We start from the raw sequence: 19,942 nt of genomic DNA on the forward strand, positions 1-19,942 counted from the left end.
CTCCCCGGGGGGCGGCGGGGGGCGGGGGGCCCCCCCCCCCCCCGCGCCCCCCCCCGGGGGGGGGGCGCCGGCGGCGGCCCCCCCCCCGCGCCCCCCCCCCCCCCCCCCCCCCCCCGACCCCCTGACCGCCGGTAGCCGGTGTCGGCGGTGTCCGGCAGACTGTCCGCATGGCGACCCTCGATCACCTCGGCATCACCGTCGACGACGTCCCGCACGCCTCGGCGCAGTTCGATCCGGTGCTCTCCGCGCTCGGCTACGTACGGGCCCACAATGCGCCAGAGCACGCGTACTGGCGGCAGGAGGGCGAGCCCGAGCTGCTGCTCTATCCCGCGCGTGAGGAGGGCGACGGCCCGCATCGGCACGGCCGCGTCGGGTGGCAGCACCTCGCCTTCTCGGTCGACTCGCGCGAGGAGGTCGACCGCCTGCATCGCGTGGCCCTCGACGCCGGATGGAGCGCGGTGCGCGAGCCGAAGGAGTATCCGCGCTTCACCGAGCGCTACTACGCCTCCTTCGTCGAGGACGACAACGGCATCCGCCTCGAGTTCATGCACAACCCGCAGGGCTGGGACTGACCGGGAGCCGTCGGCATCGGGCAGACTGTCCGTCATGCCCGTTCTCGACCATCTCGGCGTGACCGTCGTCGACATCGACCGCGGCATCGCGCAGTTCGGCGCGGTGCTCTCCGCCCTCGGGTTCGAGTACGAGGGGCGGATCAACGACTCCGCCGCCTGGTGCAAGGACGGTGAGACGGAGATCATCGTGTTCGGCCCGAGGGACGCGGACGACGCCGACCCGCACGTGCACGGACGTGTCGGCTGGCAGCATCTCGCCTTCGCCGTGGAGTCGCGCGGGGAGGTCGAGCGGATGCACCGGGTCGCGGTCGAGGCCGGATGGGCCGTCGTCCGGGATCCGAAGCTCTACCCCCGGTTCAATGAGCGCTACTTCGCGTCGTTCGTCGAGGACGAGAGCGGCATCCGCATCGAGTTCATGCACAACCCCGGCTGATCCTCCACAGCACCGCGTTCTTCTGAGTTCTCAACAACTTTCGTTGCGAGCACCATCGAGGCACCGGGAAGGCTGGCAGTCTCGTCGCAACGGTGCGACGATGACGAGGTGGGATTCATGAACGACGCGCAGATCTGGACGATGATCGGAGCCTTCACGGCGATCATGTTCGGGATGATGACGGTGGTCTCCACGCTGTTCGTGCGCGTCCTCCGTGGTGAGCTGAACGGCCTCCGTGGTCAGCTGAACGGCCTCCGTGGTGAGCTGAACGGCCAGATCCACGGTGTCCACGGCCAGATCGACGGCGTCCGCGCCGAGATCGGGGGCCTCCGTGCCGAGATGAACACGAAGTTCGACGGCGTGGACCGTCGCTTCGACTCGATGAACCAGCGCATCGACGGACTCGACCGTGATGTCCAGGCGCTCGTCAAGCACACCTTCGGGTTCGACCGCGACTGACGGCACGCTAGGCCGTCACCGGCCACGGGGATCACCCCTTCACGGGCTCCTTCTCATCGGCCACGGGGATCACCCCTTCACGGGCTCCTTCTCACCGGCCACGGTACGGTCGGTGAAGGCCTGCTTCGGCACGAAGCAGAGGATCACCGCCGCGGCGAGCGCCGTCGCTCCGCAGACCACCCACACTGTGACGTACCCGGCGAAGGATCCGGCCGTGCCTTCGGACGCCGCCCCCGCGACGCCGTGCAGCAGGGCGATGCCGAACACGCAGGAAGCGATCGCGCCGCCGACGGTCTTCACCGAGTTCGTCAGCCCCGTCGCGACGCCGGTCTGCGTCGCGGGCGCCGCCGATGCGGCCGCGGCGGGCAGCGCGGCGACCAGGGCGCCCGACCCGAAGCCGACGACCACCATGTTCGTGACCACCTGCACGTACGTGGCGTGCAGCGGAAGGAAGAGCAGGAATCCGACGCCGACCAGGAGGGAGGCGCCGATGAGGGTCACACGCGGCGTGACGAGGCGCGCGACGGTCGGGAACAGCAGAGCCCCGGTGATCATCGCGATCAGGTAGACGCCGATGAGCAGCGACGTCGCGAAGCCCGCCGTCCCGAGTCCGTAGCCGTACACCTCTGGATCGGTGCGGGCGAAGGTCGAGAGGGGCGCCTGCGCCCCCAGCACGCTCACGCCGAACAGGCCCGCGGTGAGGAACACCGGTCCGAGCGCCGGGGAGCGGAACATCCGCACATCGATGATCGGGTCGTCGTGCCGCAGCTCCCAGAGCACGAACGGCACGATGAGCACGATCCCGAGCACGACCACCGCCCACGACCAGGGGCTCACCAGCCCGCCTTCGAGCCTCAGCAGGCCGAGCCCGCCGGTGAAGGCGACCAGGGCGAGGGAGATGAGCACGAGACCCACCGTGTCGAACACCCCGCCCGTCGGCTCGGGCGACTCCTTCACCCCGAACAGGATCACGAAGAAGCAGAGCACCACCATCAGGGCCGGCACCAGCAGCACGACCATCAGCGGCAGTGCGTCCACCAGGGCACCTCCCACCAGGGCTCCGACGATCGCGCCGATCTCCAGCGCCGCGACGAGCAGCCCCGCCGCCCGGGCGGTCACCGCCGAGCGGCCGTCCATCCGCCGCGAGCGCGACCAGATCAGCGCGATCTCCAACGGCAGCCACACCGTGTAGAAGCCCATCAGCGCCCAGGCGACCAGGAAGACGACGAAGGAGTCGGTGAAAGGCAGCACGAGGGCGGCGGCCGCGGTGAGCGCGGTCGAGATCAGCAGCATCCTCTTGTGCCCGATCATGTCGCCGAGCTTCGCGAACGCGGGGACGACGAGGGCCGAGAGCATCAGCTGCGCACCCTCGAGCCAGTTCACGTCGGCGTCGTGGATGCCCAGGTGCCGGGCGATGTCCGAGAGCATCGGCGTGTAGTAGCCCTGGATCACACCGCTGGTGAACTCGACGAAGGCGAGGAATCCGACGACGGCGGCGAGTGTGCCCAGGGTGGCATTGCGCGTCATCGCGCCTCCTCGGAGATCAGGCGGAACGCTTCGGCGACGCGGCGTCAGCCGCCGGCCGAGGCATCGGGTGAGATCACTGTATCCGCTCGATGAGCGCGCGATGGAACTTCTCCCCGCGCTCCAGGGCCGCGATCTCCACGCGCTCGTCCACGCCGTGGATCGCCGCGCGCTGCGCGCTCGACATCTCCAGCGGCGCGAAGCGGAACACCGAGGGCGAGAAGCGGTGGAAGTGCCGCGAATCGGTCGCCGCCATCATCACGTACGGCACGGCGGGGACGCCCGGATGCGACACGGCGAGCGCCTCCTCCAGGAGTGCGAAGGCCGGGGTGTCGGTCCGCGACTCCGGCGACGGCTCACTCGCCTCGGTGAGCGTGACCGTGACGAGGTCGTCGCCGATGCGCCGGCGCACCCGGTCCGCCGCCCGCGCGGTGGTCTCACCGAGCGCGATGCGGAGGTTCAGCGTCGCAGAGGCCTGCGACGGGATCACGTTGGCCGCGGTGCCGCCGGACTGCATGGTGGCGGCCACGGTGGTGCGTACGAGGGCAGCCGGCTCTCCCCCGACGGCGGCGAAGACCCGCGCCGTGAGCCAGGGCATCGCGGCGAGGGTGCGCAGCAGCAGGCGCGCGGGGCCGCCCGCTCCCCCGGCGAGCTGGGCGAGCATCCGCGACACGGCCTTCGGCGTGCGCGCGCGGAACGTCGTCGGACCGAGCCGGTCGACCGCGCGGGACACCCGCCGCACGGCGGTGACCGCAGGAGGCGTCGATGCGTGCCCGCCGTCGCCGCGCGCGGACAGCTCGATCGTCGCGATGCCCTTCTCGCCGACGCCGATCATCGCCGCACTGCCCGGGACGAACGACAGCGGCGCGTCGACGACCGCTCCGCCCTCGTCGACCACGAGCCACGGGATGATCCCCCGCTCCCGGAACGCCGCGGCGATCTCCTCGGCGGCATGGCCGTAGGTCTCCTCGTTGCCCCCGAAGGAGAGGTACACGTCCCGCGCGGGGACGAACCCCTCAGCGAGGAGGTTCTCCACCGCCTCGATCACGACGATGAGCGGTCCCTTGTCGTCGAGCGCGCCCCGCCCGTACACGGAGCCGTCGGCGATGCGTCCCTCGAACGGCGGATAGGTCCACGGGTCGCTCTCGTCGACCGGGACCACGTCGTAGTGGGCCATCAGCACCACCGGACCGTCGGAGGCCCCGGCACGGCCCTTCCAGTGGAACAGCAGCCCGAGCTCCGTGTGCCGTTCGAGGGCGAGGCGCTCGTGGGCGAGCGGATACAGCTCCGCCAGCAGTGCGACGAAGGCGTCGAAGGGCTCCATCCCTCGCACGTCGAGCTCGGCCGACACCGTCGGCAGCTGGATCATCCGCGAGAGGCGCTCGGCGATGCCCGGGCGAACCGTGTCCTTGGCCATCCGGCCATGCTACTTCGCGGCGGCACGGCCTCCCGGACTCAGTAGGCGTGCACCCGCCCCACGGGCCAGTGCCGCTCGACCCCGGCCTCGTCGAGCTCGCGCTGGTAGGCGCTGAGCAGCTCCGGCGCGGCGTGCACGGCGTGCGGGGTGACGTCTTCCGCCAGGCAGTACGCGGCGAGATGGCCGGCGGCCTCCCCGATGTTCCACTCCACCGGATGCAGCCGGTAGCAGCCGTTTGTGATGTGGGTCGTGCCGATGTTCTTGTTCGCGGCGAGGAGGTTCGTCACGCGGCGCGGGATGAGGGCTCCGAGCGGGATCTCGAACGGACAGGCGGCCACGTCGATGTAGGTGTCGCCGCCGGTCGAGGGATGCAGGTCGATGCGGTACATGCCGACGCCGACCGAGTCCTCGTAGCGCCGCGCCCCCGCGTCACCGCGGACGGCGTGCGAGACGTCGTTCTCGGTGATGGTGGTGAGCGCCCGGATCCGCCGCGACTCCCGGTGATAGGGCGCCTGCGCCAGGCCGTCCTCCGAGCCGGTGACGTCGCCGCGCAGTCGCAGCCCCGGGTAGCCCCTTCCGCCGTCGGCCCGGGGCGCCTCGGTCTGCATCCAGTACAGCATCGAGAGGCTGAGCTGCCGGGCCCGGGCGTAGTGCGCACGCTCCTCCTCGCGGGACACGTCGAGCACCGGGGCGAGGAAGTAGTCGATGCTCGGCCAGTTCACGAGGCAGATGTCGCTGTCGTAGGCGCCCGGGGCGAACTGGTCGCGCGCGGCGATGCGACGGAAGGTCCACAGGTTCGTATCGCCGGCGTCGAGGGCCTGGTCGGCCACCACCTCCCCCGGGTCGTCCCCCGGGTTCGGCGCGAAGCGGCGCATGTCCATCGCGAGGGTGCGCGGGTTGGGAGCCTCCCAGGACAGCATCCGACGGCCCTGCCAGGCGGCGGGGGCGTACTCCCGCCAGAAGTCGTACTCGGCCGGGCGCTCGATGGTGTGATCGCCGTCGACGTGATCGATCGCGAAGCACACGCTGAGCGCCTGCACGTTGGCCGGCTGCGCCTCGGCGGGGGCGCTCGGCTCGCCGGTCTCGGCCCGCGACTCGAAGCCGGTCACGTACTCGACGCCGGCCAGCGGGAGCAGTTCTCCGGTCTCCGTCGCATCGAGCACATACGCGGCGACCACCGTCACCTCGTCGTCGCCGGTCTCGGATCCGAGCGTCACCCGCGTGATGCGGTCCCCGTCGACGTCGGCGCCGACCGCGCGCCGACGCTCGAGCAGCCGGATCCGGCCCGACGAGCGGTGCGGAGCGAGCATCTCCTCCAGCACGGCGAGCGCGATGCGCGGCTCGTGGCAGAGCTTGGACACCCAGCCCGCACCGGGGTTGAGGTCTCCCCGCGCCCGGGCCTCCGCGGTGAGGGGGTAGCGCCGACGGTAGAGGTCCCGGATGCCGTCGCGCAGCGTCCGGTAGCGGGCGGTGACGCCGAACTCCTCGACCCAGCGCGACTCGTCGGGCGGGACGGCCTGAGAGGTGAGCTGCCCGCCGATCCAGGGGTGTTCCTCGGTGAGGACCACCCGGGCTCCGCGATCGGCGGCGGCGAGCGCGGCGGCGATCCCGCCGAGGCCCGCTCCGACGATGAGCACGTCGGCGGTCAGTTCACTGGTGGTCACGTGAGGGGTCCTTCCTGGGGAGCGGCGGCGAGGGTGCCGCCGTCGATGTCGGGGCAGTCGATGAGCTGATGCCGGTCGTCGCGCGGGGCGCCGTCGGCGACGATCCGCGAGAGGAGCACGAGAGCGCGCGCTCCCATCTCCTCGCGGGGGACGGTGAAGCCCGACCAGGTCCTCCCCCCGCGCTGCGGGTGCAGCGGCTGCCCCAGGAGCAGCAGGGAGACGTCGTCCGGCACGCGGAGCCCGAGTGAGGCCAGCGCGTCGGCGAGGTCGTCGTGGGAGTGCTCGGGGGCGATGAGCACGGCGGTGATCCCTTGATCGCGGATCGCCCGGGCGGCTGTTGCCGGGTCGTCCGCGTCGAGCAGGTGCACGGCGACCCCATGCCGTGCCACGCCCGTGAGATACCCTTCCTCACGGTCCTTCGCCGGCTGGTCGGCACCCCGGGCGCGGAGGCAGCCGATGCGGGCGTGACCGAGGGCCGCGGCGCGGTCCACCTGCCGGGCTGTGGCGGCGACGTAGTCGGCGCCCACGTAGGGAAGGCGGCCGCCCTCGCTGCGGCGCCGGCCGATGAACACGAAGGGGTAGTGGGTGTCGAGCAGAGGCTGCAGCTCGCTCTGGTCCTCGAGCCGGCCGAGGAGCAGGCAGCCGTCGGCGACGCCGAGGCGCGGCCACCCGTCTCCGGTGAGCCGGCGCCGTCCATCGACGACGCGCGCCGAGGTGAACAGCAGCATGTCGACGCCCAGGCGCTCGGCGGCGTGCTCGATGCCGTTGAGGAAGCCGCCGTAGAAGTCCTGGCCCCCACGGGGGAACGTCTCCTCGTAGGTGAAGACGCCGAGGATCTGGGTGCGTCCGCCCGCGAGGCGCTGCGCCACCGGGTTCGCGGAGTAGCCGGTGATGCGGATGGCCTCGAGCACGCGGCTGCGGGTCTCCTCGGAGATGCGCACGCCCGACGGGGCGCTGCCGTTGAGGACGAAGCTCACGGTCGGCTGGCTGACTCCCGCGAGCGCGGCGACGTCCGCCTGCGTGACCCGATGTCGCACCATGCCCTCATCCTCCTTCCCGCGCCGCTCTCACGTCAACGAGATAATGCGCATTATTACCCCCTCCCGCCCCGCCCGGCCCCTCCCCGCCCCGCCCCGCCCCGGTGGGCGCGCGAAAACGCACCCGCCACGGCCCGTGGGGGTGCGTTTTCGATCCGCGGAGGCGGCTAGAGCGCGTGTCGGCTCAGGAAGGCGCGCAGCGCCTGGGCGTCATCGGGCATCTCGGTCACCCGCTGTGGTGCGGCGAGCATCTCGCGGAGCTCCGGCGAGAAGTCGAGGTCCACCCCGATCGCCTCGGTGATGGTCTCCGCGAACTTCTGCGGCTTCGCGGTCTCGAGCACCAGCATCGGCACGCCGTCCTCGACGTACGATCGGGCCACCTTCACGCCGTCCGCGGTGTGCGGATCGATGATCTCCCCGGTCGCCTCGTACACGGCGCGGATCGTCGCCAGCCGGTCGGCGTGCGTCGACGTCCCGCTGACGATGCCGAACTCCTCGGCGAAACGCGGCTGCTCGGACGAGAAGTCGAAGAGACCCTGCGCATCGAGGTCGGCCCAGGCGCCGACCACGCGCTTCGGGTCGCGGCCGACGAGCTCGAAGATGAAGCGCTCGAGGTTCGAGGCCTTCGAGATGTCCATCGACGGGCTGGAGGTGGCGAGCGTCTGCGCGGCGGCCCGCGGCCGGTAGACCCCCGTGCGGAAGAACTCGTCGAGCACGTTGTTCTCATTCGCGGCGAGCACGAGGCGTCGTACCGGCAGCCCCATCCCCTTCGCGAAGAACCCGGAGAGGATGTTGCCGAAGTTGCCGGAGGGCACGGTGAACGACACCTCGGTCGCACCCCCGGCATCCGTCGCGCGCAGCCAGGCCCAGAAGTAGTAGACGACCTGCGCGGTGATGCGCGCCAGGTTGATCGAGTTCACCGCGCCCAGGCTGTGGGCGCGCTTGAACTCGAGGTCGCCGGCGAGCTCTTTCACCAGGTTCTGGCAGTCGTCGAAGACTCCCTCGACCGCGATGTTGTGCACGTTCTCGTCCTGCAGCGAGTACATCTGCGCGCGCTGGAACGGGCTCATGCGACCCTGAGGGGAGAGCATGAACACCGAGATGCGCTCCTTGCCGCGCAAGGCGTGCTCGGCCGCGGAACCCGTGTCGCCCGACGTCGCCCCGAGCACGTTCAGCACCCGCCCGTCCTTCTCGAGCACGTACTCGAGGACCTGGCCGAGGAACTGCATCGCCATGTCCTTGAAGGCCAGGGTCGGCCCCTCGGAGAGCCCGACGAGCGTGAGGCCCCCGTCGATCGGGCGCAACGGCACGATGCCGTCGGGGAAGCCCGCATAGGCGTCGGCCGTCATCCGCGCCAGGTCCTCCCGCGGGATGTCGGTCGCGAACAGCCCGATCACGGTCGCGGCGAGCGCGGGGTAGGACAGGGGGCGCCACGCCTCGAGATCGTCGGCCGTCACACGGGGCAGCTCGACGGGCACCGCGAGCCCGCCGTCGGGGGCGAGCCCCTCGAGCAGCGTCTCACTGAACGGCTGCGGCTGCATGCCGCCGCGGGTGGAGATGAACTGCACGGTGCTGCTCCTCGGGGTCGGGGCTCGGAGATCCCATTCTCGCAGGATCGTCGTCGCCGCGAGGCCGCGTGACGTTCACCTCAGAGACGCGGCAGCCACGCGCCCTCGGGGATGCGCAGCCATCCGTTCTCCTCGGAGAGCGCCTTCGCGGCGGCGCGGAACATCCGCACCGCGTCGCGGTCGGCGTCCCTCCTCCAAGACAGATGCCACGGGAAGATCGGGATCGGATCGACCAGCGGTCGCAGGACGGCGCCTTCCACGGGCAGCTGCGAGCGGAGCACCAGCACCGGGGCGCTGCGCAGGTGCACGTGCCGCGCCAGCTCGGCGCCGCCGGGCACCGGGGGATGCCCGAGGGCCGGGTCGATCCCGAAGGGCTCGAGCAGCTGCCCGGCCACCTCGATCCATCCGGGGGTGACGTGCCCGCCGGCACGCGAGCAGACCCGCTCATCGCGGAGCCGCTCGAACGGCACGGCGTCGAGCGCGGCGAACGGATGCCCCTCGGGGATCAGCACCGCCAGCGGCTCATGACGCACCGCCTCGGAGCGCACGTCGACATCGTTCGGCGGCGGGCCGAACATGATGTCCGCGGACGGGACCGCCGTGGAGCCGCCGCCGAATCGCCCGAAGAACTCCCGCTCCGGCGACCTCCTCCTCACCTCCGCGAGGACGAGCGCCGGCGTGAGGTCGGGGTCGACGAGGTCGACGACGATCGGCGTCTCCTCCCGCAGCTCGCGGAGGGCGAGATCGTGCACGGCGAGGATCTCCTTCGCACGCGGAAGCAGCCGCCGACCCGCGTCCGTGAGCTCGACGTGCCGTGTGGTGCGCCGCAGGAGCGCGGCGCCGATGCGGTCCTCGAGACGCCGCACGTCGCGGCTCAGGGCTTGCTGGGCCACGAACAGGCGATCCGCCGCGCGCCCGAAGTGCAGCTCCTCGGCGACCGCGACGAAGTGCCGCAGCAGCCGCAGGTCAAGGTCTTCGGGCATCGTCTCTCGATTCACATCGGAAGTGATGTGAATCCTACGTGCGCAGGTGCTGGAGCTCCAGGGGCGCTCGGATCGAGGATGGGGACCGCAGGCGGCACCGCCCGCATCCGCATCCGCATCCGCATCCGCATCCACGAAGGAGCCACACGATGGACGTTCTCAGCGACACCCTGGCCGTACCGGACGGCCGCCTCTACTACGAGCTCCGCGGCGAGGGCCCGCTGATCGCGCTGATCGGGGCACCGATGGACGCCGACGCGTTCGCGCCGCTCGCCGACCTGCTGGCGCGGGACCACCAGGTGCTGACGGCGGATCCACGAGGCGTGAAGAGGAGCGTCCTGCACGACCCGGGGCGCGACTCCTCACCCGAGAGCCGCGCCGACGACCTCGCCGCCCTGATCGCCCACGTCGGCACGGGCCCGGCCGCCGCGCTCGGCTCGAGCGGAGGCGCGGTGACGGCGCTGGCGTTCGCGCAGCGGCATCCCTCGTCGGCGACGACGGTCGTCGCGCACGAGCCCCCGTTGACCGAGCTGCTCCCCGATCGGGAGGAGCAGCGTCGGCAGACGGCGGCGCTGGTCGCCGCGGCAGCGTCCGGGGATCGACTCGGAGCCTGGCGGCTCTTCTTCGCCCAGGCGAACATCGGCATGCCCGAGGAGCTGCTCGTGGAGTGGTTCGGCGGCGAGCCCGAGCCGCAGGCGGCCCGGGACGAGCGCTACTGGTTCGCGCACGAGCTTCCCGCGACCGTCGGGTGGACCCCGGACGCGGCCCGGCTGCGGGAGGGTGGGGCGCGGATCGTCCCGGGGATCGGCGCGGAGTCGACGGGTCAGCTCTGCGAGCGGACCGCCACTGCGCTCGGCGAGCTCCTCCGGGCCGAGCCGGTGCGGTTCCCCGGGGACCACACGGGCTTCGTCGACCATCCCGAGGAGTTCGCCGCCCGACTGAGGGACGTCCTGTCCCTCGGATGAGGTACGGGCTGTCACACTTCGCGTCCGGCATCCGACAACCCTGTTGAGAGCCGCGTGGAGATCGACGGGATCCGCCGAGACGACGGCTCCGGAAGGAACGGTCATGACCAGGATCGAGATCGGGCGCACGAACAAGCTGGGCTACGCCGCCGTGATCGGCATGGAGGCCTACTCGCGCAAGTCGGTCGAACCGCGGCTCTACGAGCTGATCAAGCTGCGCGCATCGATCGTGAACGGGTGCGGGTTCTGCGTCGACATGCACGCGACCGAGGGGGCGAAGCAGGGCATCCCCCAGCGCACCCTCCACGCGGTCGGAGCGTGGCAGCACGCGCGGGGCTTCTTCGAGGAGCGCGAGCTCGCGGTGCTGGCGCTGACCGATGCGGTCACGGCGCTCGGACCGGACACGGTCACCGACGAGATCTGGAACGCGGCGGCGGAGCACTTCGACGACAGTCAGCTCGGCGCGATCGTGATGGCGATCTGCACGATCAACGTCTGGAACCGCATCGCGATCGCGACCGAGATGGCGCCGCCGATCGACGCCAAGCACCCCGTCGTGTGACGGGGGCGGGCGCGCGCAGTAACGTGGGCGGCATGACCGTCGCCACGCCCGCTGCGCGCGCCTGGGAGTCGGAGCGCGGCAGGCTGATCGGCATCGCGTACCGGATGCTCGGCGACTTCGGCCATGCCGAGGACGTCGTCTCCGAGGTCGCGATCGAGGCGCTCCGCGAGGAACGGGCCGATGCCGGCGCCGTCCGCTCCTGGCCCGCCTGGCTGACCACCGTCTGCGTGCGGCGGGCCATCGACCGCGTGCGCTCCCTCGCCGCGTCCCGCGAGGAGTACTCCGGGCACTGGCTGCCGGAACCCGTCGCGACCTCCCGTCTGCCCGAGGACGCGGTGGCCGACCGCGAGATGCTCTCCCTCGCGCTGCTGCACCTCGCCGAACAGCTCGCCCCCGATGCGCGCGCGGCGGTCGTCCTGCACCGGGCCTACGGGATGTCAGCGGTCGAGATCGGCGAGATCCTCGAGAAGTCGCCGGCGGCCGTGCGTCAGCTGATCTCGCGGGGCGAGCGCCGTCTGCGCCTCGAACGGGACGCCGAAGCGCCGCGCCCGCTCGATCCGCGGGCGCTCGGGGCGCTGGTCGAGGCGGTCGAGGGCGGCGACGTCTCCGCGGTGCTCGCGCTGCTCTCGGATGACGCGATCCTGTGGAGCGACGGCGGAGGACGCGTGCGCGCGGCGATCAACCCCATCTTCGGCGCCGAGAAGGTGCGGAGGTTCCTCGTCGGGGTGCTCGGCAAGGCCTCGGCCGACGATGCCGGAGATCCGTTCGCGGTGGCGCCCCTGGACGTGAACGGGGAACCCGCGCTCGCCCTGACCCACTCCGGACGCACCGACGTGATGACCCTCGAGTTCGATGGGCGGGGCCTCATCGTCGGAATCCGCCAGGTCTGCAACCCCGACAAGCTCCTCTTCGCCTATCCGCTCGAGGAGTGAGGAACACCGCGCGACTCTGTGTCAGCCCCCGGTGAGCCCCTGCTCGAGGCGGTCGCGGTCGAAGACCCCCTCGGGGTCTTCGACGAAAGTGCCCCGCACGAGAGCGGCGAGCGCGTCGGCGTGTCCCCGGGTCGCGGCGACCTCGTCCCCACCCGCGAGGATGCGGGCGACCGCGCCCCGTGCGAGCTGCCTGGCCGCGTCGGCGAGCACGGCGACGCGGGCGTCCTCCTGCACGCGGAGGCCCCATGCACCGCCGACCACGCCGTAGAACGCGGTGAGACGCGCGGCGTCCTGGGCATCGGCGCGGGCCAGTGCGGCCCGAAGGGGCTCCTCCCCGGTCGCGGTCGCCACCGCCTGGAAGCCCACGAAGGCCCGCCACCTCGGCGAGCGCAACAGGACTGCGAGCTCATGCGCCGCCGCCGCCGCGACGAAGGCCGCCGCGGCGGTGAGCCGGTCCTGCCGCGCGGCGACGGCTTCGTCCGCGAGGCGCAGTGCCGTGGCGGCGTCGAGCGTCTCGATCACGTTGCCGGCCGCGGCCTCCGCCAGCGCGAACGCGGTGAAGGCGCCTCTCCCGGGCCAGATCCGGTAGGCCGACGCGCGCGACACGTCAGCGGAGACGAGGATCCGCTCCATCGGCAGATCGGGGACGACCCCGATGCCGTTGTCGGCGATGTAGGCGACCACGGCATCCGCGACCCGACGCCGAGTCTCCTCCTCGGTGAGGTGCACGCGCGGCATCCGTTCCTCCTCGCCTTGACGTGAGACACAGCATCTCATACCTTATTTGAGACATAATGTCTCAAACGTCAGGAGGATCCATGCGCATTCGACCCCGGACGGTCGCCATCTTGGGCGCCGTCATCAGCCTCATCACGATCGGCGCCGTCGCACTGAGCTCAGATGCGGTCCGTGCCGGCCTCGCCGCCGCCTACCGATACCCGGGAACCGGTGGGATCACCCTCGACGAGGCCTCTTCCTGGACTCTCAGCTACCTCTTCCTCCTCGGCAGCGCCGCACTGCTGGTCGCGCTCGTCTATCTGGCCGCGCATCGGTTCTCCGACAGCCGTGCGGGCTGGTGGACCGCCGCCGCGCTCACCCTCGTCGGGCTGGCGTTCGCCGCCTACAACGCGACGCAGCCGTTCCCGCTGCTCGTCCAGGTGGCGGGGTTCCTGCCGGTGGTGGCCGGTGCGGCCTGGCTCGCGCTCCCCGGCTCGGGCAGGCCGGCCCCTCAAACGGCCACGGGGCGATAGAGCACCCGTGTCCCCGTCCCGCTCCGGTCTCACGCTCGCGGAGCGGGACGGCAGGCCTCTCCGACGACCGGCTCCGGTCAGAACAGACTGCGCGGAAGGACGCCCTCGTGCTCGAGCAACCAGCGCTTGGTCGCCAATCCCTCCCCCGGCGCTCCGCCGGAATAGCCGCCCAGCCCGTCGCTCGCGACCACACGATGGCACGGCACGATGAGCGGGATCGGATTGGCGCCCATGATGGAGCCGATCGCTCGTGCCGGCACCTCGGTGCCGCTCCGCGCGGCGAGCTCGCCGTAGGTGACGCACTCGCCGTGCCGGACCGTGTCATAGAGCGCACCGAGCACCGCGCGCGTGACCTCTGACTGCTCCCCGAGGTCGAACGGCAGGTCGAAGGACGTCAGATCGCCGGAGAAGTACGCCCGCAGCTGATCGGCCGCCGCCGACAGCAACGGACCGGGGTCCGCTGCCAGCGCGGCGCGCGCGGGCGAAGGCCAGAACACCCGGGTGACCGCCCGCCCGTCGCTCTCCAGCCCGACGGCACCCACCGGGGAGTCGATCACTGCGAACGCGTCCATGTCGCGACTGTACCCGCAGGCGCCGACATGGGCTGCGCTCCTCACCCCTCGGACGGCGATGCCTCGCCATGACGCACGCGGGTCAGGAACAGCCCGGCCAAGAGGAACGCGCCGGCTGCCCACCAGAACATGCCGCCGTAGCTGCCTGTGGCGTCCCGGAGCACGCCGAAGCCGATCGGGCCGGCGATCGATCCGAACCCGGTCGCGAGGTAGTAGTACGCCGTCATCGTGCCGGTGTGCAGGCGCCCTCCCATCTCGAGCACCAGCGGAAGGGCGTTCACGACGATCGTGATCCAGAGCGCGCCGTAGAGCGGGAGGAGCGCCATCAGCACCCCGACCTCGTCGACGGAGACCAGGACGAGGAAGAGGACGATCGCCCCGGCGAGCGCGACGCCGATCGACGGACGCCGTCCGAACCTCTGCCCGAGCAGGCCGGCCGGGACCGCCCAGAGCAGTCCGGCGGCCAGATACGGCAGCAGAAGCGCGGTGACCTGGTCGGCGGCCACCCCGCGCTCGCGCGTCAGGTAGAGGGTCATGAACGTCTCCACCGCGTTGGCGCCGATCGTGTACACGAAGATGACGACGAGGATCAGCACGAGGCTCCGCCGCTGCGGCCCGGACAGCCCCAGCCGGCTGGGCGGCGTGAGCGCGCGGGCGAGCATCCCCCGTTCCCCGCGCCCGCCGCCGACGGGCGCCATCGAGAAGCGCCGGCTGCGGTACGACGCCGGCTCCCTGACGCAGAGCACCAGCACGAGCACCGCGACGGCCACCAGCACAGCGGCGACCGTGAACGGCCCCTGATAGCCGAAACCGCGGAGCAGCATCCCCCCTGTGGCGAAGATCAGCGCCGATCCGAGCGCCCCCATGACATTGATGATGCCGTTGGCGCGGGAGCGCCCCTTCGACTCCACCAGATCGGGCATGAGGGCGACGATCGGCGCGCGCCATCCGGCCATCGTGACCGTGTAGAGAACGACGAGGCCGACGAGCGCCCCGACACCCCATCCAGCGCCCCAAGGGAGGAGCAGGAGCGCAAGTGCGCTGACCGGCGCCATCACCATCGCGAACGGGATACGGCGCCCCCACGGTGAGCGGACGTGATCGGAGACCATGCCCGCGAGGGGCTGGACGGTCACGCCGAAGACGTTGTCGAGAGCCATCACCACGCCGATCGCCGCGGTCGTGAGCCCCGCTGCATCGAGCATCAGCGGCATGTAGGCGTTGAACACGGCCATGGCGGCCGAGACCGCGAAGAACCCGGAACCGACGAGCGTCACCGCCGTCCCGCCGAGCGTCGGCGCCGGGTCCCTGACCGTGCTCATCGCGGCACGCCGGACTCTGCGGCGATCTCTGCCCCGATCCGCCGCGCGATCGCGGGCTCGTCGGTGATGACGGCGTCCACGCCCGCCGAGATGAGCCGGCGCAGATCCTCTGGCTCGTTGACAGTCCACGCGCGCACGCTCACTCCGGCCTCCCGGAAGCCGTCGAGCACGCCCGGGGCCGCCAGCGTGGCGTGGAACGGATGCAGCGCGTCGGCGCCGAGGTGCTGCGCATACAGCCAGGGGTCGACGAGCGCCTCGGTGTAGAGCGGGGCGATGAGCGCCCCGGGCGAGAGCTCGCGCAGCCGGAGCAGCGTGTAGTGGTTGAACGAGGAGTAGACCACGGCCCTCTCCTCGCGCGCGGCCGCGACCGTCGCGAGCACCGCCTCCTCGATCCCGGGGTACAGCACAGGCCCGTTCTTCACCTCGACGTTCAGGGCGAGATCGGTCCCGGCGAGCAGCGAGAGCACCTGCGCGAGCTCGGGGATGCGGCGTCCCTCTCCGAGGTCGACCGCGCCGACCTCCTCTCCGCTGAGGTCCCGGATGAAGACACGGACGCCCGACGGAAGGTCGACGGTCTCGTCATGGCGGCAGACCACACGGCCGTCGCGCGTCATGTGCACATCGAGCTCGAGCCCGTCGGCCCCCTGTTCGATCGCGAGCTCGAACGCCTCGATCGTGTTCGAGGAGGAGAACGTGCCCGCACCCGCATGGGCCCAGATGAGCGTCATGATCGACCTTTCAGGAGGACGGCGGCGAAGGCGGCGAGCATCAGGAGCGACACCCGGCGGGCGCGATTCCGTGCTCCTCGGCCCAGCGGTGGATATGACCGAGCGTCTGCGGCATCACCGGACCCGCCGTCATCATGTGGTCCGAACCGGGGATCTCGACATAGGTGCCCCGGTCGCCGTACCGCCGGGCCGTGGCGCGATTCATCGCAGGCGTGCAGCACCTGTCCTTCTCTCCCGCGATGACGAGGACGGGTGCGTCGATCTTGGCGAAGTCGACCCTGGCGCGGCGACGGGGGTCGAGGAACCACAGGGCCATCTGGCGATAGACCTTGCCCGACTCCGCGCAGAGGTCTTCGTACCACGCGTCGGCGAGCGCCGGGGGACCGTGTTGCAGATGTACCTGTTCCATGCTTTCCGCGACACCGGCGGCATCGGCGCACCGGCGAGCCACCGGGGAAGATAGCGGAGCCAGAGCGCGACGGTGGTCGGATACTCGGCGAAGATCCCCGCCGCCGGAGCGCTGCCGATCAGGACCATGCCGGGCGTGTCCACCTCGACGGCGAGAAGCTGAGCATAGAGGCATCCCAGGGAGTGCCCGACGATGATCGGCGGAGTCTCCATCTGCTCGACGAGGCGGCGGAGGAACGCGACGTTCTCGGGAAGCCCGAGCTTGGCGACCTCGCGGGCACTGACCCGAACGTCCATCTCCGAGGCCTTGCCGTGATGCGGAAGGGTGGGAGCATGCACCGTGTACCCCTGAGCGGCCAGCTCTGCGCCGAAGTCCTCCCAATAGCCGCCGTTGGCCCAGGTGCCGTGGATCAGAAGGACGTCTCGTGTGCCCATCGGTCGTGCTCTCTCCTGCGTCTCTCCTGTGCGGGTCGACTCTGACCCGCACGAGTCCACCCTGCCGAGTGGCCGTCGCCGGGACAACCTCCGACCAAGGTGAATTCGAGGGTGAATCCGAGGATGAATTTCGGCGTGAAGAATCGCGGCATTCGCACCGCCTCGACGGTGGGGAGGTCGATGACGACCCGGTCCCCTTCGATGCGGTGAAGATCCCCCCGGATCTTCACCGCATCGCCATGGCCTTTCGGTGGGGACAGACCTCCGAAGCCGATGACAGGGGACATCACGTCCGTCGAAGGACGGATGAGACCCTTCGCACAAGCATGTCCGTTCCCGCGACGATCGCGGAACCACGAAAGCGATTTCGGCCCCATTCCCGCGTTGGGCGATTCCCCTTGGAACCGATCGCGGAAGCGGGTATCCCGGAGGGCTAATATTCAGGTCCTATGAAAGACAGCCCTGACGAGATCGTTCGCGAGATTCGACGCCTCGTGGACGCCCAGGACTGGGACGGACTCGTCCCGCTGACCGAGAAGTACGTGCAGCGCGTCGGTCTCGCCCGTCCCGACGTCTGGCCCGAGGTGTTCGCCGCCTTCCCCCGGGAGTGGCTGCTCGCGCATCCGCGCCAGCGCTATTTCGCAGCCGTCTACCAGGCGGTGACGGGTCGCTACTCCGTACCCGACGGCGAGGAGCTCGCGGAGTACGCGCGCTGGGTCGAATCGCAGGAGCATCCATTGCCACGCGACACCATCCTGCTGGAGGCGTCCCGGCTGCAGTACGTGAGGCTGCTCGGACTCTTCGACGAGGCTCCCGCCGTGCTCGAGCGGATCGAGCGGCTGACCGTCGAGGCCGATGACTACCGCGGGCTCGACGACATCATGCCGAGCGTCTACATCCCGATGGGCACGACACGCCTCTTCCTCGGCGACGTCCGCGGGGCGATCTCGGCCTTCGCCGAGGCTCGCCGATGGTCCAGCATCGGCCCTCCTCATCCGGCGTACGACCACGCGTCCAACTACCTCGCGCTCGCCCTGCATCTCTCCGGCGACCCGGTGCTCGCCGCCTCGGTGCAGGCCCCGTGGGCCGGAAGGCGCCGGCATCCGATGGGGTCGTATGCATACGTCTACGAGGGCGCATCGCTGATGCTGCCCGCCTTCGCCGCGCTCGCGAGGCTGGACGCGGAAGGCCTGGAGAGGGCGATCGGCGGATTCGATGCGGGCATCGACGACGATGAGCTCTGGTGGGTCGCCGCGCATCTCCGGGCGCGACACGCTCTGTACTGGGGCGACCCCGCGGTCGCCGCCGAGCGTCTGGAGCATCTGCTCGATGAGAAGGCGGTGATGGCGCCGCCGCGCACCCTCATCCGCACCGTGCTCCTCGCCGATCTCAGCGATCTGTACCAGGCGCAGGGCGACCTGCACCGCGCCGTCGACGCGCATCGCGAGCCGTCTGTGGAGCATCCCCTCGCCGTGCTCTCACGCGCCCGCCTGCAGATGCTGCTCGGCGATGCCCCTGCCGCTCGGGCGCTGCTCCCCGTCGATGCGCCCGACGGCCTTCCCCGCGCCACTGCCCCGGGCTCCTGGCTCGCGCTGCGCGCAGCCCTGGACCGGGTCTCCGACGACGACGACGCCGACCGCTTCGCCGTTGCGGCGGCCGCCGCCGTCCGCCGCCGAGGCGACCTCCAGGCGATCATGGAGGCGGACCCCCGCACCAGGGAGCTGATCATCGGCAGCGGCATCGTTGCGAAGGACCTGCCCGATCGCCCGTACGCCGCCGGCGGGTTCCGGCTGACCGATCGTGAGATCGAGGTGCTCTCCGCGCTTCGGGTCCACGAATCGGTGAAGGCCACCGCGGAAGCGCTGTTCCTCTCGGTCAACACCGTCAAGTCGCACTTGAGGACCGTCTACCGCAAACTCGGTGTTCGCACCCGCGAAGAAGCCCTACGCCGCGCCGGACTTCAGTGAGCGTCTTTTCGCGCGACGCCGAACGGCATCGCCTCCGCCGTCGCGGTGGCCCGCAATGCCTCTCGGAGGGTCCGGGACGAGCTGAAGCCGGCGAGAGCGGCGACCTGTTCGAGATCCGCCGCGTCGCCCTGGAGATCGATCAGCCGACGAGCCCTCGACGCCCGCGTCTCGCGCAGCACGGCACGGGGACTCGTCCCGCGCTGCGCGAACACCCGCGCCAGATAGCGTCGCGAGATGAGCAGACGTCTGGCGAGCTCCTCCACGGTGAACTCCGTGTCATGGGAGCCGTCTCGGATGGCGCCGAGCGCCTCCTCGTAGAGCTCGTCGCTGCGTAGCGGGCGGACCGCTCTGGCATTGGCATACGTCTCGGCGACCACGCTGAGCGCCGCCGACTCCAGGGAGGATCGGATGCTCGCGAACGGCGCGTCCGCCACATCGACCTCGGAGTTCAGCACCGCGTTCACCAGAGAGGTCGCGACATGCCAGGTCTGCAACGGCTCGTGCACGGCGTGGAGGGCGACAAGACCGGACGTCCCCGCCGCAGCCGGGATCGACAGGTCGATCTCGATGCGGGCGGTCGCCCGTGTGGACTGCACCCGCGAGGTGACCGACAACGGGAAGACGGCGGTGCCGTACTTGCGGAGCTCGGTCGTCCCACCACCGGAGGTGATCTGGACCTGATTGTTCACCTGGAACAGCAGGGAGTGCGTGAGTGCGGCCGTCCGCCCCGAGGACCGCGGCGTACGCCCGAGGCTGACCGGGCTGTGCCAGATGCGCCGCACCGCGACCGTGTTCGTGATCAGCTCGTCCGCGAACAGATGCAGCACGTTGCTGCTCGTGCTGAGTACGTCCCAGCCCCGTACCGCGAACCACTCCACCGCGTCTTCGCCCTTGAGCTCAAGACGACGATGGATCGCCGCTCTCCCCATGGCGATCACCCCATGCCCCGACTTCGTCTGGCGGGATGCCCGGATGCAGCCCGTCGGCGACGATCTTGCAGCCCGGACGGGAGGGTGACGGACATACTCACCCCACGTTCCTCCGCGTGCCACCCTGCACTCACCCCGGAACGAACAAACAGACGTGCCCGCGGGGTCTGGGAAGAAAAGGGAACCCGTCGACGCGAAGACGGGGCCACTTCGCG

General features: G+C 70.9%; 20 protein-coding genes and 1 pseudogene. 8 read left to right on the forward strand and 13 right to left on the reverse strand.

Features of this window, described 5'->3' with window-relative positions:
- Positions 1 to 167 precede the first annotated feature (167 nt).
- The 3 genes from ABWO84_RS10835 to ABWO84_RS10845 all read left to right on the forward strand — a co-directional run bounded on the left by ABWO84_RS10835 (position 168) and on the right by ABWO84_RS10845 (position 1,464).
- Complete coding sequence (locus ABWO84_RS10835; RefSeq protein WP_353114587.1) at positions 168 to 572, forward strand: VOC family protein; 405 nt, start codon at positions 168 to 170, stop codon at positions 570 to 572.
- A gap of 34 nt (positions 573 to 606) precedes the next feature.
- On the forward strand, positions 607 to 1,005 hold the full coding sequence (locus ABWO84_RS10840; RefSeq protein ID WP_353114589.1) for a VOC family protein: 399 nt from the start codon (positions 607 to 609) through the stop codon (positions 1,003 to 1,005).
- 117 nt (positions 1,006 to 1,122) lie between these two features.
- A complete protein-coding gene (locus tag ABWO84_RS10845; protein WP_353114590.1) occupies positions 1,123 to 1,464 on the forward strand; it encodes a hypothetical protein in 342 nt (113 codons plus the stop codon).
- A 69-nt stretch (positions 1,465 to 1,533) separates the two neighbouring features.
- On the opposite strand, the gene ABWO84_RS10850 is transcribed toward ABWO84_RS10845, so the two are convergent.
- The 6 genes from ABWO84_RS10850 to ABWO84_RS10875 all read right to left on the reverse strand — a co-directional run bounded on the left by ABWO84_RS10850 (position 1,534) and on the right by ABWO84_RS10875 (position 9,657).
- A complete protein-coding gene (locus tag ABWO84_RS10850) occupies positions 1,534 to 2,991 on the reverse strand; it encodes an MFS transporter (RefSeq protein WP_353114591.1) in 1,458 nt (485 codons plus the stop codon).
- 73 nt (positions 2,992 to 3,064) lie between these two features.
- Positions 3,065 to 4,405: a M20/M25/M40 family metallo-hydrolase gene (locus tag ABWO84_RS10855; RefSeq protein WP_353114592.1), complete on the reverse strand. Its 1,341-nt coding sequence runs from the start codon at positions 4,403 to 4,405 to the stop codon at positions 3,065 to 3,067.
- Positions 4,406 to 4,443: 38 nt separating this feature from the next.
- Positions 4,444 to 6,069 (reverse strand): FAD-dependent oxidoreductase, encoded by a 1,626-nt coding sequence (locus tag ABWO84_RS10860; protein WP_353114593.1) that lies wholly within the window; start codon positions 6,067 to 6,069, stop codon positions 4,444 to 4,446.
- Positions 6,066 to 7,109, reverse strand: coding sequence for a LacI family DNA-binding transcriptional regulator (locus ABWO84_RS10865; protein ID WP_353114594.1), 1,044 nt, complete (start codon positions 7,107 to 7,109; stop codon positions 6,066 to 6,068). Before ABWO84_RS10865 ends, ABWO84_RS10860 begins: the two co-directional genes overlap by 4 nt.
- A gap of 164 nt (positions 7,110 to 7,273) precedes the next feature.
- The gene (gene thrC, locus ABWO84_RS10870) at positions 7,274 to 8,674 is read right to left on the reverse strand and encodes a threonine synthase (protein WP_353114595.1); all 1,401 of its coding nucleotides are present in this window, start codon (positions 8,672 to 8,674) and stop codon (positions 7,274 to 7,276) included.
- 80 nt (positions 8,675 to 8,754) lie between these two features.
- A complete protein-coding gene (locus tag ABWO84_RS10875) occupies positions 8,755 to 9,657 on the reverse strand; it encodes a LysR family transcriptional regulator (RefSeq protein WP_353114596.1) in 903 nt (300 codons plus the stop codon).
- A gap of 149 nt (positions 9,658 to 9,806) precedes the next feature.
- On the opposite strand from ABWO84_RS10875, the gene ABWO84_RS10880 reads away from it, so the two are divergent.
- The 3 genes from ABWO84_RS10880 to ABWO84_RS10890 all read left to right on the forward strand — a co-directional run bounded on the left by ABWO84_RS10880 (position 9,807) and on the right by ABWO84_RS10890 (position 12,116).
- Complete coding sequence (locus tag ABWO84_RS10880) at positions 9,807 to 10,622, forward strand: alpha/beta fold hydrolase (protein ID WP_353114597.1); 816 nt, start codon at positions 9,807 to 9,809, stop codon at positions 10,620 to 10,622.
- 103 nt (positions 10,623 to 10,725) lie between these two features.
- Positions 10,726 to 11,184 (forward strand): carboxymuconolactone decarboxylase family protein, encoded by a 459-nt coding sequence (locus ABWO84_RS10885; RefSeq protein WP_353114598.1) that lies wholly within the window; start codon positions 10,726 to 10,728, stop codon positions 11,182 to 11,184.
- Between the two features lie 32 nt (positions 11,185 to 11,216).
- Positions 11,217 to 12,116 carry a sigma-70 family RNA polymerase sigma factor gene (locus tag ABWO84_RS10890; protein ID WP_353114599.1) on the forward strand — a complete coding sequence of 300 codons (900 nt, stop codon included), beginning with the start codon at positions 11,217 to 11,219 and terminating at the stop codon, positions 12,114 to 12,116.
- Positions 12,117 to 12,137: 21 nt separating this feature from the next.
- On the opposite strand, the gene ABWO84_RS10895 is transcribed toward ABWO84_RS10890, so the two are convergent.
- Positions 12,138 to 12,854 (reverse strand): hypothetical protein, encoded by a 717-nt coding sequence (locus ABWO84_RS10895; RefSeq protein WP_353114601.1) that lies wholly within the window; start codon positions 12,852 to 12,854, stop codon positions 12,138 to 12,140.
- A gap of 80 nt (positions 12,855 to 12,934) precedes the next feature.
- Between ABWO84_RS10895 and ABWO84_RS10900 the strand changes: the two genes are divergently transcribed.
- A complete protein-coding gene (locus tag ABWO84_RS10900) occupies positions 12,935 to 13,366 on the forward strand; it encodes a hypothetical protein (RefSeq protein WP_353114602.1) in 432 nt (143 codons plus the stop codon).
- A gap of 77 nt (positions 13,367 to 13,443) precedes the next feature.
- Here ABWO84_RS10900 and ABWO84_RS10905 read toward each other — a convergent pair whose 3' ends face one another.
- The 5 genes and pseudogenes from ABWO84_RS10905 to ABWO84_RS10925 all read right to left on the reverse strand — a co-directional run.
- Positions 13,444 to 13,938, reverse strand: coding sequence for a methylated-DNA--[protein]-cysteine S-methyltransferase (locus tag ABWO84_RS10905; protein ID WP_353114603.1), 495 nt, complete (start codon positions 13,936 to 13,938; stop codon positions 13,444 to 13,446).
- A gap of 41 nt (positions 13,939 to 13,979) precedes the next feature.
- Positions 13,980 to 15,260: an MFS transporter gene (locus ABWO84_RS10910; protein ID WP_353114604.1), complete on the reverse strand. Its 1,281-nt coding sequence runs from the start codon at positions 15,258 to 15,260 to the stop codon at positions 13,980 to 13,982.
- Positions 15,257 to 15,988: a glycerophosphodiester phosphodiesterase family protein gene (locus ABWO84_RS10915; protein WP_353114606.1), complete on the reverse strand. Its 732-nt coding sequence runs from the start codon at positions 15,986 to 15,988 to the stop codon at positions 15,257 to 15,259. The genes ABWO84_RS10910 and ABWO84_RS10915 overlap by 4 nt, the downstream gene beginning before the upstream one ends.
- 40 nt (positions 15,989 to 16,028) lie before the next feature.
- Entirely contained in the window at positions 16,029 to 16,397 is a 369-nt protein-coding gene (locus ABWO84_RS10920) for an alpha/beta hydrolase (RefSeq protein ID WP_353114678.1), read from the reverse strand.
- A gap of 20 nt (positions 16,398 to 16,417) precedes the next feature.
- Positions 16,418 to 16,831: pseudogene (locus tag ABWO84_RS10925) on the reverse strand (alpha/beta hydrolase); the annotation flags it as partial.
- A 449-nt stretch (positions 16,832 to 17,280) separates the two neighbouring features.
- Here ABWO84_RS10925 and ABWO84_RS10930 point away from each other — a divergent pair.
- Entirely contained in the window at positions 17,281 to 18,798 is a 1,518-nt protein-coding gene (locus ABWO84_RS10930) for a helix-turn-helix transcriptional regulator (protein ID WP_353114607.1), read from the forward strand.
- Here ABWO84_RS10930 and ABWO84_RS10935 read toward each other — a convergent pair.
- The gene (locus tag ABWO84_RS10935) at positions 18,792 to 19,727 is read right to left on the reverse strand and encodes an AraC family transcriptional regulator (RefSeq protein WP_353114608.1); all 936 of its coding nucleotides are present in this window, start codon (positions 19,725 to 19,727) and stop codon (positions 18,792 to 18,794) included. The two genes, ABWO84_RS10930 and ABWO84_RS10935, sit on opposite strands and share 7 nt — an antisense overlap.
- Positions 19,728 to 19,942 lie beyond the last annotated feature (215 nt).

It is taken from the genome of Microbacterium sp., assembly GCF_040394595.1.
In the GTDB taxonomy this organism is placed as follows: Bacteria; Actinomycetota; Actinomycetes; order Actinomycetales; family Microbacteriaceae; genus Microbacterium.

Coding starts and splice junctions, on each gene's coding strand:
- ABWO84_RS10855 (WP_353114592.1), bottom strand. CDS start 4,405: ATGGCCAAGGACACGGTTCGCCCGGGCATCGCCGAGCGCCTCTCGCGG.
- ABWO84_RS10880 (WP_353114597.1), top strand. CDS start 9,807: ATGGACGTTCTCAGCGACACCCTGGCCGTACCGGACGGCCGCCTCTAC.
- ABWO84_RS10920 (WP_353114678.1), bottom strand. CDS start 16,397: ATGGAACAGGTACATCTGCAACACGGTCCCCCGGCGCTCGCCGACGCG.
- ABWO84_RS10890 (WP_353114599.1), top strand. CDS start 11,217: ATGACCGTCGCCACGCCCGCTGCGCGCGCCTGGGAGTCGGAGCGCGGC.
- ABWO84_RS10905 (WP_353114603.1), bottom strand. CDS start 13,938: ATGGACGCGTTCGCAGTGATCGACTCCCCGGTGGGTGCCGTCGGGCTG.
- ABWO84_RS10865 (WP_353114594.1), bottom strand. CDS start 7,109: ATGGTGCGACATCGGGTCACGCAGGCGGACGTCGCCGCGCTCGCGGGA.
- ABWO84_RS10915 (WP_353114606.1), bottom strand. CDS start 15,988: ATGACGCTCATCTGGGCCCATGCGGGTGCGGGCACGTTCTCCTCCTCG.
- ABWO84_RS10845 (WP_353114590.1), top strand. CDS start 1,123: ATGAACGACGCGCAGATCTGGACGATGATCGGAGCCTTCACGGCGATC.
- ABWO84_RS10835 (WP_353114587.1), top strand. CDS start 168: ATGGCGACCCTCGATCACCTCGGCATCACCGTCGACGACGTCCCGCAC.
- ABWO84_RS10875 (WP_353114596.1), bottom strand. CDS start 9,657: ATGCCCGAAGACCTTGACCTGCGGCTGCTGCGGCACTTCGTCGCGGTC.
- ABWO84_RS10850 (WP_353114591.1), bottom strand. CDS start 2,991: ATGACGCGCAATGCCACCCTGGGCACACTCGCCGCCGTCGTCGGATTC.
- ABWO84_RS10910 (WP_353114604.1), bottom strand. CDS start 15,260: ATGAGCACGGTCAGGGACCCGGCGCCGACGCTCGGCGGGACGGCGGTG.
- ABWO84_RS10900 (WP_353114602.1), top strand. CDS start 12,935: ATGCGCATTCGACCCCGGACGGTCGCCATCTTGGGCGCCGTCATCAGC.
- ABWO84_RS10895 (WP_353114601.1), bottom strand. CDS start 12,854: ATGCCGCGCGTGCACCTCACCGAGGAGGAGACTCGGCGTCGGGTCGCG.
- ABWO84_RS10935 (WP_353114608.1), bottom strand. CDS start 19,727: ATGGGGAGAGCGGCGATCCATCGTCGTCTTGAGCTCAAGGGCGAAGAC.
- ABWO84_RS10885 (WP_353114598.1), top strand. CDS start 10,726: ATGACCAGGATCGAGATCGGGCGCACGAACAAGCTGGGCTACGCCGCC.
- ABWO84_RS10840 (WP_353114589.1), top strand. CDS start 607: ATGCCCGTTCTCGACCATCTCGGCGTGACCGTCGTCGACATCGACCGC.
- ABWO84_RS10930 (WP_353114607.1), top strand. CDS start 17,281: ATGAAAGACAGCCCTGACGAGATCGTTCGCGAGATTCGACGCCTCGTG.